The 10813-nt window shown below is 58.0% G+C and carries 10 protein-coding genes; 2 read left to right on the top strand and 8 right to left on the bottom strand.

Annotated elements, in window-relative coordinates; translation table 11 throughout:
• Positions 1–153 precede the first annotated feature (153 nt).
• Complete coding sequence (locus tag B0B09_RS11975; RefSeq protein WP_242654421.1) at positions 154–678, top strand: sigma-70 family RNA polymerase sigma factor; 525 nt, start codon at positions 154–156, stop codon at positions 676–678.
• Between the two features lie 8 nt (positions 679–686).
• Positions 687–1337: a ChrR family anti-sigma-E factor gene (locus tag B0B09_RS11970; protein WP_055295490.1), complete on the top strand. Its 651-nt coding sequence runs from the start codon at positions 687–689 to the stop codon at positions 1335–1337.
• Positions 1338–1410: 73 nt separating this feature from the next.
• Here the strand turns inward: B0B09_RS11970 and B0B09_RS11965 are convergent, their stop codons facing one another.
• The 8 genes from B0B09_RS11965 to purH form a co-directional block, all read right to left on the bottom strand.
• On the bottom strand, positions 1411–2169 hold the full coding sequence (locus B0B09_RS11965; RefSeq protein ID WP_076660087.1) for an SDR family oxidoreductase: 759 nt from the start codon (positions 2167–2169) through the stop codon (positions 1411–1413).
• Between the two features lie 3 nt (positions 2170–2172).
• Entirely contained in the window at positions 2173–3411 is a 1239-nt protein-coding gene (locus B0B09_RS11960; RefSeq protein WP_076660085.1) for a DNA recombination protein RmuC, read from the bottom strand.
• Complete coding sequence (mutL, locus tag B0B09_RS11955; protein WP_076660083.1) at positions 3408–5219, bottom strand: DNA mismatch repair endonuclease MutL; 1812 nt, start codon at positions 5217–5219, stop codon at positions 3408–3410. The genes B0B09_RS11960 and mutL overlap by 4 nt, the downstream gene beginning before the upstream one ends.
• Before the next feature lie 61 nt (positions 5220–5280).
• Positions 5281–6591, bottom strand: a complete 1311-nt coding sequence (locus B0B09_RS11950; protein ID WP_076660080.1) for a M16 family metallopeptidase — start codon at positions 6589–6591, stop codon at positions 5281–5283.
• A complete protein-coding gene (locus tag B0B09_RS11945; protein ID WP_076660077.1) occupies positions 6591–7922 on the bottom strand; it encodes a M16 family metallopeptidase in 1332 nt (443 codons plus the stop codon). The genes B0B09_RS11950 and B0B09_RS11945 overlap by 1 nt, the downstream gene beginning before the upstream one ends.
• 84 nt (positions 7923–8006) lie before the next feature.
• Positions 8007–8729, bottom strand: a complete 723-nt coding sequence (locus B0B09_RS11940) for a DUF3035 domain-containing protein (RefSeq protein WP_242654420.1) — start codon at positions 8727–8729, stop codon at positions 8007–8009.
• The gene (locus B0B09_RS11935) at positions 8707–9213 is read right to left on the bottom strand and encodes a signal peptidase II (protein WP_076660072.1); all 507 of its coding nucleotides are present in this window, start codon (positions 9211–9213) and stop codon (positions 8707–8709) included. Before B0B09_RS11935 ends, B0B09_RS11940 begins: the two co-directional genes overlap by 23 nt.
• 9 nt (positions 9214–9222) lie before the next feature.
• Positions 9223–10812, bottom strand: coding sequence for a bifunctional phosphoribosylaminoimidazolecarboxamide formyltransferase/IMP cyclohydrolase (gene purH, locus B0B09_RS11930; RefSeq protein ID WP_076660069.1), 1590 nt, complete (start codon positions 10810–10812; stop codon positions 9223–9225).
• Position 10813 lies beyond the last annotated feature (1 nt).

Genomic DNA, 10813 nt, shown 5'->3' with positions numbered 1-10813 from the left:
CATTGGGCGCGTAATACTCATATGTTAACGGAACCAACCACCTTGAGAAAAGCGGATGCGTTGCCCGTGCCAAGCACATATGATGGTGCGAAGGCACATCTTAAGCGCGCAGCGGAGACATCAAAGGTGAACACCGAACAGACGACGAAACGCATGGCTTGGGTCGTCCAGGTCTACGCGGTGCGTGATAACCAGGACCGTGCGGCCTTCGCCGAGCTGTTTGGCTATTTTGCACCTCGCGTGAAATCGTTCTTAATGAAATCGGGGGCCAGCCCGGATCTGGCAGAAGAATGCACACAGGAGGTCATGGCGACCCTTTGGAACAAGGCCCATATGTTTGATCCGACCAAGGCGAGTGTATCCACATGGATTTTTACAATCGCCCGAAATCGCAAGATCGACATTCTGCGCAAACAGCGCCGGCCTGAACCCGAAGATTTGCCATGGGGCCCAGAAGCGGAACCAGATCAGGCCGATGCCATCGGCCTGCAGCAAGAAACAGAACAGCTCGGGCAGGCCTTGGCCACTTTGCCTGAAGAACAAAGGAAACTGATTGAGCGCGCCTACTTTGGCGAGCTGACCCATAGTCAAATCGCCGCAGAGACGGGATTGCCACTGGGAACAATCAAATCGCGGATTAGGTTGGCGTTGGATCGGCTGCGCCACGCAATGAAATGATGAACGACATGACAAAAATAAAACATCACCTGACCGAGCCCCTTTTGATGGGCTATGCCGCCGGTACGCTGCCGGAGGCCTTTAATCTGGTCGTGGCGACCCACATCAGCATGTGTGACGATTGTCGCGCGGCCTTGGCCGAATATGAAGCCGTCGGCGGCGAGGTCATGATGGATACAGCGCCTGTTGATGTGGCCGAGGATGCACTGGCTGCGACACTCGCCTTGATTGACAGTGGCAAGTTTGCGGACAAGCCGGCACCGCGGCGTACAAAAGACAGCGTGTTCCCGGGCCCTCTTCAGGATTATGTCACAGGCGATATCGACAGTCTGAAATGGCGCAAAGTCGGTGGCGGTGTAAGCCAACTGGTACTGAAAACATCAAAAGACGCCAGCGTCCGCCTATTGCGGATTCCGGCAGGTACGGCTGTTCCGGATCACGGACACCGCGGGACAGAGCTTACGCTAGTGCTGCAGGGCGCCTTTACGGACGAAGAAGACCGCTTTGGCGCGGGTGACGTTGAGGTTGCCAACGAAGATTTGAACCACACGCCAGTCGCTGAGGAAGGTATGGATTGTATCTGTCTTGCCGCAACAGATGCGCCGCTCCGGTTCAACGGTTTGGTTCCCCGCATCGCGCAGCGTTTCATTGGCATCTAATCACGGTAGCAAAATTTATTGAAAGGCGTCCCAATTGGTTTTGTGGCGCCTTTTCCTTTATTGCGTCCGGTCCCTAGACTGAATGGTAAGTCTCGGTGTTGCCATCAACCGCGATTGCCTGACCTGATATAAATTTCGCTGCATCAGAGGAAAGGTAAAGACAAAGCTGCGCGATTTCTGATGGTTCAGCAAACCGGCGCAGGGAACTGCCGGATGCATATTCCTGATAGACATCTTGCGGAGCCACGCCACGCGCCTGCGCTTCGGCGGCAAGTACCCTGTCCATCCGATCACCACTGACCGCACCCGGACAGATCGCATTGCAGCGGATTCCGTATGGTCCCAATTCAGTTGCAATGGTTTTGGTAAAGCCGATCACCGCCCATTTTGCCGCAGCATATGGCGCACGAAACGGCGCACCAAAGAGGCCGGAGGTTGAGGACAGATTGATAATCACGCCAGATTTCTGGCGTTTCATCACAGGAGCGATCGCGCGGCAGGTGATCATCTGCGCATCGAGGTTCACGGCAAGGCATGTCCGCCACTGTGCAAGATCAAGTGCCTCAACAGGGTCAGCTTGTCCTGCAATACCCGCATTGTTGATCAGGACATCGCAACCGCCAAATCTGGCAATCCCGTCTTGCAGCCAAGCGTCCAATGCTGCTTCATCGGTCACGTCAACGCACGTCCCGTTGATCTCCTCTGTGAGGTTATCAATCGCTGTGTGGTCCTGATCGCACACAAATACCTGCGCACCTTGTGCGACATAGGTCTCGGCGATCACCTTGCCGATGCCGCCCGCGCCAGCGGTGATGAAAACACGTTGCGACATTGGCTAGACCTTCGGTGGCATAATGGGCACGACCTTTGCGGAGTCCTCTGGCGCCAGTTCCTCAAAATCAAATTGATCCAGACGATGCGCACGTTTGCCCGCCTTTTCGGCTGATATCTTGATATCTTCGATATCTTTTGCCGCTTGCCCAAAGTGACGGTCAAGGTTGCCCACGCGCGTCACCAGACGGTCGACATCGCCCCCCAGCAGCGCGAGTTCCTTGCGGATCGCACCCGTCTGTTCGCGCATCCGCGCGTCTTTCAGGATGGCGCGCATCGTGTTCAGGGTCGCCATGCAGGTGGTCGGCGAGACAATCCAGACGCGCGCGGTGAAACCTTCGCGCACCACATGGGGGAGGCGGCTGTGGAGTTCGGCATAGACGGCCTCGGACGGCAGGAACATCAACGCTCCGTCGGCGGTTTCGCCTTCAATCAGATAGCTTTCGGAAATCTTTTTGATGTGCGTTCTGATCGCCTGTCCAAAGGTGGTCAGCGCGCGTTCGCGTTCCGGCTTTGTCTCTGCCGCCATCAAAGCTTCGTAGGCCTCAAGCGGAAATTTCGCGTCAACAACAATAGGGCCGGGCGGATTGGGCAAGTGGATGAGGCAATCGGGTCTGCTGCCGTTTGAAAGGGTCGCCTGCCAAGTGTAGCTCTCCGATGGCAGGGCCTTGGACACGATATCCTGCAGCTGGATTTCGCCGAACGCGCCGCGTGTTTGCTTGTTTGACAGAATATCCTGCAGGGACAGCACGTCGCCCGACAGCTTTTCAATATTGGTCTGCGCCTTGTCGATTGTGGCCAGCCGTTCTTGCAACTCTGTCAGGCTTTTGGTGGTCTTTTCGGACGATCCGGTCAGCGTGTCCTTCATGCGCTCCTGCATTTCGGTCAAGGCGCGCGCCGATTTCATCGCGTTTTCAGCCAGCCGTTCGGCCATCTGGGCCTGCACTTCGGCCAGACGTGCCTCCATCGTCTGCACCACATGCACCTGCGCATTGGCCTGCGCCTCGCTGACGATGCTGATGTTGCCTGCAAGCTGTTGCTGACCCTGCCCCAACGAATGGACATCCTGCGACAAGCGCCCGACCTGTGACGCGACAAACTGGACGGCCTCTGTGGATTTTCCTGCACGGCGCACCGTCATGATCAAAAGGATTAGTACGAGGAGCAAAATTGCCCCTCCAAGGATCACGCCAAGCACCATGGGATCGCTGAGGTCGTAGATATTCTCGCCAATCTGGATCATGTGCGCCCGAAAAGCCGTTCGATATCGGCCAGTTTGAGTTCAACATAGGTGGGCCGGCCGTGGTTGCATTGCCCTGATAGTGGCGTCGCCTCCATTTCACGGAGAAGCGCGTTCATTTCCGCCGCCTGCATGCGCCTGCCAGAGCGGATCGAGCCGTGACAGGCCACACGGCTGAGGATTGCCTCGATCCGGGCTTGGACCGACGCGCTGTCGCCTTGGTCGGCAAGTTCATCCAGAATATCGCGGATCATTGCTGCGGCGTTTACCTCGCCCAGAATTGCGGGCGTCTCGCGCACAGCCACAGCATTGCCGCCAAAGGGTTCAATGGTCAGGCCGAATTTGGCCAGATCATCGGCGATTTCCAGCAAATGCGCCGCTTCGTTCGCTGAAAGCTCGACCACTTCGGGGATCAGCAGGGCCTGCGCCGCAACGCCGTTTTCAGCCATCTGTGCTTTCAGCTTCTCATAGACCAGCCGTTCGTGTGCGGCATGTTGATCAACGATGACGATGCCTTTTTCGGTTTGCGCGATGATATAGTTTTCATGCACCTGCGCGCGGGCAGCACCAAGCGGCAGGTGATCGGGTTCATCCGCCACCACCGGTTCAAACCGTGCAGAGGGTTGTTCACCAAATCCCGGGGCCTGTGCCTGAAAGGTCATAGACCGTGCGCTGAAACTGGGACGGTCCATCTGGTAAACGCGGGGTGCGGCCGGTTGCGGAGTCATCGCGCCCAGCGTCGCGTTCGCCACGGTTGTGGAGGCACGGTGCCCCGCGTCGGCCAAGGCATGTCGCAGGCCGGATACGATCAAGCCGCGCACAGTTCCCGGATCGCGGAAACGGACCTCGGATTTTGCTGGGTGGACGTTCACGTCCACCAATGTCGGATCGCAGTCCACGAACAACGCCGCCACCGGATGCCTGTCGCGCGACAGCACGTCCATGTAGGCCGCGCGCAACGCGCCCAGCAGCATCTTGTCCCGCACAGGGCGGCCGTTGACGAAAAGGAACTGCGCCACTGCTGCCCCGCGTGAATAGGTCGGGAGCGCGGCATAGCCTGTCAGGTGAAAACCATCGCGCTGGGTGTCGATCCGCAGGGCGTTTTCGGCAAAATCCTTGCCCAAGACCACCTGCAACCGTCCGTGCAGTGCATCAAAAAGATCGCCTGTTTCAGCATCGGCACGAAACACCGTGCGGTTATCCCCGTTTGAGGCATCGCGCAGAATGAAGGTGATGAAAGGTTCGGCCATGGCGAGCCGCTTGACGACATCGGTGACCGCCTGTGCCTCGGCCCTGTCGGTGCGCAGGAACTTCAGGCGGGCAGGGGTGGCGTAGAAGAGATCGCGCAATTCAATGACGGTGCCAGCGGAAAGCGCCGCCGGTTTCACACCCTCTGTCTTGCCGCCGGCGACAGCAATCATGGCGGCATCTGCACCTTTTGCACGCGATGTGATCGTCAGGCGACCTGTTGCACCCAACGATGGCAGCGCTTCGCCGCGAAAGCCGAAAGAACGGATGTTCAACAGGTCAGAGCCGTCGATCTTTGATGTTGCGTGCCGCGAGAGCGCCAAGGGAAGGTCTGCGCCTGTCATACCGCAGCCGTTGTCTGTGACGCGGATCAGGGTCTTGCCGCCATCGGCGATCACCACCTCAATGCGGGTGGCGCCTGCATCAACGCTGTTTTCGATCAGCTCTTTGACGGCCGAGGCAGGCCGTTCCAGCACTTCGCCCGCCGCAATCCGGTTGATTGCAGCGTCATCAAGTTGCCGGATCACGGGGCGCGGCTCTATTTGGGGGTCTGCGGTGGCCATGCCACAATCTGTAGCATGGCCCACCGCGATTCTGCGAGTGGAAAACAGGGCCGCAGAGGGGCTACTGCGTCGATTCAAGCCCCTCGGGCTGACCAACCACAACAAAGTGCAGCCCGTCGGGTTGTAGCAATTCGGCAGCGACACGGTTCACGTCTTCCAGCGTCACGGCTTCAACAAAACTGTTGCGGTCCACCACATAATCCGGCGTCAGGCCGATCATCTGCATCCCTGCCATGATGCTTGCAATTTCGGCATTTCCGTCAAATCGCAAAGGGTATTCACCCGTCAGATAGGTCTTGGCCACTTCAAGCTCTTCCGCTGTCACACCCTCGCGCGCCATCCGTTGCCATTCACTGCGCGTCACTGCAATGGCTTCGGCGATTGTCTCGTTCGACGAGGCGACAGAGCCAAGGATCATTTCGGCATGGTATTTGGGCACAAGGGACGTACCGATGCCATAAGTCAGGCCGCGCTTTTCACGCACCTCGGTCATCAGGCGGGATTCAAAGCCACCCGCACCCAGAATGTGGTTCAGTATGAAAGCGGCGAAAAAGTCCTCATCATCACGTTTCAGGCCTGCCTGTCCGAAGAAGGCCACAGATTGAGGGGTTTCAAAGTCAAAAACCGTGACCCCCCCATCCAGGCCAAAGGCCACGTCTTCGGCCAAAGGCGGGCCCTCTGCGGGCAAATCACCCAACAGGTCATCAAGCATGGCACCCACGGTTTCGGCGCTCGTGTCGCCAACAACGGACACATAAAGCCGATCAAGAACCAGCGCATTGCGGTGCGCCTCGAACATGTCGTCACGCGTCAGCGCAGTGACAGAGTCGATCGTGCCGTCAATGCTGGACCCATATGGGTGCTCACCGAAAGCGTTGGCGTAGAATGTTGAACTTGCGATCGCATTGGGGCTCTTGGCATCGCTGTTGATGCCCGCAATGACCTGTGCACGCACACGATCCAGCGCGTCTTGGTCAAAGCGCGGCGCGATAAGGGCCTGCCGCAACAAGGCGATGGCTTCTTCTTTGTTTTCGGTCAGGAAGCGCGCCGAAATTTGCATTCTGTCGTCAAATGCGCGGAATGAGAAACTGGCGGCAAGATCTTCCAGCGCGGTCTGGAACTCTTGCGCCGTCATGTCGCCGGACCCTTCTTCCAGAAGTGCGGCCATCAGGTTCGTCGCGCCACGCTTGCCGGGCAGGTCAAGCGTACCACCACCCTGAATACGGATTTCGAGAGCCACAAACGGGATTGCAGGTTCCTCGACAACCCATGCATTGATTCCGCCAGGCGAAGTGACTTGTTTGATGTCCAGTTCCGCCCGCGCCGTTGTGGCGACAACGGTCAGGCAAAATGCAATCAGAATACGCAGCATCAGCGTGCCTCCTCTTGGTTTGCCACGACCCAGCCGGTCACGGATTGATCACGGTTCAGCACTTTGGCGGCGACTGCTTTGATGTCTTCTGCGGTCACGGATTGCAGGATCTCGGGCCATTCCTGCACATCGGCGACAGTCAGGCTTTGCGATAGGGCCGCGCCATAGCGTTGGGCAAGACCTTGCACATCATCAAGCGCATAGATTTCGGATGCGCGAAGCTGCGTGCGAATACTTTCCATGCGCGCAGGGTCGATCTCTGCCTCTAGGAACGCGCTGATGGTCTCATCCATCGCGGTTTCGGCCGCCGACAGGGCAACACCGTCAGCAGGGACGACAGCGAATGAGAAAATGCCATCATCCAATGATGCGCCTTGATAAGAGGCATTGGTATAAATTGCAGTCTGCGTGTCGAACTGGAGCGCCTGACCCAGCGCTGATGTAAACGGAGAACCGCCCAAAAGTTCGGCCAGATAGACCAAGGCTGCTGCCTCTTGCTGCGCGCCCGGGTCACGTTCGGGTGCCAGATACATGCGCACGAGGAACGGCTGGCTGACGCGGTCGTCTACATAGGTGATGCGGCGTTCCGCGCGCTGTGGCGGTTCCTGCGGGCGTTCGCGTGCGGGAAGCTGATCTTCGGCAGGGATGACACCGTAGTAGGTTTCTGCCAGCGCAAGCACCTCTTCCGGTTCAACATCGCCAGCCACGACAAGGATCGCGTTATTGGGTGAATAGTAGAGATCGTAGAAGTCGAGCGCGTCCTGCAAATCAAGTTCTTCCATCTCGTGCTTCCAGCCGATGATCGGCACACCATAGCGGTGGTTCTGGAACAAGGCTGCGCGGAACTGTTCACGGGCGAGCGCATTTGGGCTGTTCTCGGTGCGCTGATTGCGTTCTTCAAGAACGACCTGACGTTCGGTTTCGACATCCTCTGCAGTGATCCGCAGGTTGTTCATCCGGTTGCTTTCCATCTGCATCATCAGCTCAAGCCGATCGGCGGCAATGCGTTGGAAATAGGCCGTGTAATCATAGCTGGTAAAGGCGTTGTCGCGGCCACCATTGGCCGCCACAGTTGCCGAGAATTCACCTGATTCCAGCACATCAGTCGCTTTGAACAGCAGATGCTCAAGAAAGTGCGCCACACCGGAGGCACCAACTGGTTCATCTGCAGACCCGACTTTGTACCAGAGCATATGCACCACAACCGGCGCGCGGTGGTCTTCGATCACAACCACTTCCATGCCGTTGTCGAGCGTATAGGTCGTGACTTCTTCGGCTTGCGCGGCCGAAACCGATAACATCATGAGCAGAGCGGCGAACAGGCGTGTCATAGGCATCCCTTCAGAGTTCAACACAAGGGAACGTACGCCGCTTTGCGCTTGGTTCAAGTCACCATACGCAGATGTGAGGTCCGCCTATTCTTCTTCTGCTTCTTCGTCAGGCGGGCAGACGCGGCGCAAGCGACCGTCCGGTGATCCTTCGGTTGTGAAAACACAGTCTCCACGGAACCCTAACCGTTCTAGCAAGGGGGCTGATGCAAGCTCTCTTGCCTTAATGGCTTCGGCAGGAATTTCCGGAACAGCAACGCCCAGCCCGCCAAGACGTGCCAATTCGGCTGGCGCATCAAGAGCCTGACGCTTATATGCGGGAAAATATCTGTCCCGCCCAAGGGGATTGAACAGGTTGCTGCGCCGAGCGCGACGCAGCGTCGCATCATCTTCTGCTGCAAGCTGTGCGCGGATCGCCGGGTCCACGCCATATCGGTTCGTCCGTGCCAGAAGCGCCGCATCACCGGAAGGAATACCGCCTGCAAACACTGCAGCAGGTGATCCGCCCAAAGCGCGGATCGCATCAGCGTTTGGTGTCGGATCAGCGCGGTTTTCACCGCCCGGTGTGGGGTCAGGCAAGGCGCGCGTTTCAGGGATTTCCAGCGGATCAAACGGGATCACGGCGAACTCGTCAGGCCCGCCACTGGCCGAGCGCAAATCGCGCAGGGGACGATCCGTGTTGCCACAGGCGGTGACCAAAATTAGGGCCAGAACAGAAAAGGAAAGCGCACGCATCAATGATCCCTCAGGGTTGGTGGGGTTTGTGTAGCTCAAGCCAAGCGCAAGGTCACGCCGATTTCTTTTTGTCATCGGCAAGAAAGGCCAGCCCGATGGCACCGAGGAAGATACAGATATCCGCAACATTGAAAGCATAAGGGTTGTTGAACCCGCAGCAGGACATGTTCAGAAAATCCGCGACAGCGCCATAAAAGAAGCGGTCAATGACATTGCCCATCGCGCCACCAATCAACAACCCGCCCGAGATATAGACCCACTTGGTCCCGCCGGTTTTATTCAGCCACCAGATCACGCCTGCTGTAATCGCAAAGGCAACCCCGATCAGCACCCAGCGCATGTCATGTTCAGCAAAAAGGCCGAAATTCACGCCACGGTTCCATGCCATCCGCAGCACAAGGAACGGCGGAAACACATCCACCGCCTGCGGATAAGGAAGCTGATCCGAGGGCACAGTGACCTGTTCCCACCGCAGCCCGAAGACAGTGAACAACACGTAGAACTTGATCACCTGATCTAGCAGGAAAATCCACAGGGCAGTGAAGAACATCAGGCGCATGGCGGTCCTCTAGTGGCGGAAGTGGCGCATGCCGGTAAAGACCATCGCGATGCCGGCCTCATCGGCGGCTGCGATCACTTCGTCGTCACGCATTGACCCACCGGGCTGGATGACACATGTGGCACCGGCCGCAGCGGCCTCCATCAGACCATCCGCGAAGGGGAAGAACGCGTCGGACGCCACTGCAGACCCTTTGGTCAACGGCGTGTCGAGCCCCATCGCCTCGGCCATACGTTCGGCCTTTTTGGCGGCAATCAGCGCGCTGTCCAGACGTGACATCTGGCCCGCGCCAACGCCGACGGTGGCCTTGTTTTTGACGTAGACGATGGCGTTGGATTTGACATGTTTGGCGACTTTCCATGCAAAGAGCAGATCGGCCATCTGTTCATCGGTCGGGGCGACTTTGGTCACGACCTTCAAGTCATCCATGCCCACATATCCGGTGTCTTTGTCCTGAACCAGCATGCCGCCAGCCACCTGACGGTAGGTGGTGATCGGTGCTTTGACATCAGGCAGACCATCGGTTGTCAGCAGGCGCAGATTCTTTTTGCTTGCGAACACAGCCTTGGCTGCATCAGAGGCACCCGGCGCAATCACGACTTCGGTGAAAATCTCGACAATCGCCTTTGCCGTCTCTTCATCCAGCGGCTGGTTCAAGGCCACGATGCCGCCGAACGCGCTGGTGCGGTCACAATCAAAGGCGTTCTGATAGGCCTCAACCAGTGTTGCACCGCGCGCAACACCACAGGGATTGGCATGTTTGATGATGGCGACAGCAGGGCCCTCGGCGGGGTCGAACTCGGCCACCAGTTCAAAGGCCGCGTCTGTGTCATTGATGTTGTTGTAGGACAGTTCTTTGCCCTGATGCTGCACCGCTGTCGCGACGCCGGGGCGGTTTGTGCCATCGGTATAGAATGCTGCCGACTGGTGGCTGTTTTCGCCGTACCGCATTGTTTGTTTGAATGTTCCGCTGAACGACCGGCGGCGGGGTGTATCTGCGCCAATCGCACCCGCCATCCATGTGCTGACGGCCGTGTCATAGGCCGCGGTGCGGGCATAGGCCGTCTGGGCTAATTGCTGGCGCAGGGTCAGTGTGGTCTGGCCCTCGTTGGCGTCAAGCTCGGTCAAGAGCGCGGCATAGTCTTCCACGTCTGTCACAACAGTCACAAAGGCATGGTTCTTGGCGGCAGAGCGGATCATCGCAGGCCCGCCTATGTCGATGTTCTCGATGCAGGTGTCAAAGTCGGCACCTTTGGCGACGGTTTCTTCAAACGGATAAAGGTTCACCACCAACAAATCGATCGGCCCGATATTATGTTCCACCATGGCATCGCGGTGTGCCTCAAGATCGCGGCGCGCAAGAAGGCCACCGTGCACGACAGGGTGCAGTGTCTTGACCCGACCGTCCATCATTTCAGGAAATCCGGTGACATCGGCCACGTCGCGGACCTCAAGCCCCGCGTCGCGCAGCGCCTTGGCGGACCCGCCGGTGGACAGAAGTTCAACACCACGCGCAGCAAGCGCTTGGCCAAGATCAATCAACCCGGTTTTGTCAGAGACAGAAAGAAGGGCGCGGCGCAGTGGGACAAGATCGGTCATG

This window comes from Yoonia rosea (assembly GCF_900156505.1).
GTDB classification, from domain to species: domain Bacteria; phylum Pseudomonadota; class Alphaproteobacteria; order Rhodobacterales; family Rhodobacteraceae; genus Yoonia; species Yoonia rosea.
This window is presented reverse-complemented; position numbering and strand designations above follow the sequence as displayed.

Coding starts and splice junctions, on each gene's coding strand:
- B0B09_RS11975 (WP_242654421.1), top strand. CDS start 154: ATGGCTTGGGTCGTCCAGGTCTACGCGGTGCGTGATAACCAGGACCGT.
- B0B09_RS11970 (WP_055295490.1), top strand. CDS start 687: ATGACAAAAATAAAACATCACCTGACCGAGCCCCTTTTGATGGGCTAT.
- B0B09_RS11965 (WP_076660087.1), bottom strand. CDS start 2,169: ATGTCGCAACGTGTTTTCATCACCGCTGGCGCGGGCGGCATCGGCAAG.
- B0B09_RS11960 (WP_076660085.1), bottom strand. CDS start 3,411: ATGATCCAGATTGGCGAGAATATCTACGACCTCAGCGATCCCATGGTG.
- mutL (WP_076660083.1), bottom strand. CDS start 5,219: ATGGCCACCGCAGACCCCCAAATAGAGCCGCGCCCCGTGATCCGGCAA.
- B0B09_RS11950 (WP_076660080.1), bottom strand. CDS start 6,591: ATGCTGCGTATTCTGATTGCATTTTGCCTGACCGTTGTCGCCACAACG.
- B0B09_RS11945 (WP_076660077.1), bottom strand. CDS start 7,922: ATGACACGCCTGTTCGCCGCTCTGCTCATGATGTTATCGGTTTCGGCC.
- B0B09_RS11940 (WP_242654420.1), bottom strand. CDS start 8,729: ATGACAAAAAGAAATCGGCGTGACCTTGCGCTTGGCTTGAGCTACACA.
- B0B09_RS11935 (WP_076660072.1), bottom strand. CDS start 9,213: ATGCGCCTGATGTTCTTCACTGCCCTGTGGATTTTCCTGCTAGATCAG.
- purH (WP_076660069.1), bottom strand. CDS start 10,812: ATGACCGATCTTGTCCCACTGCGCCGCGCCCTTCTTTCTGTCTCTGAC.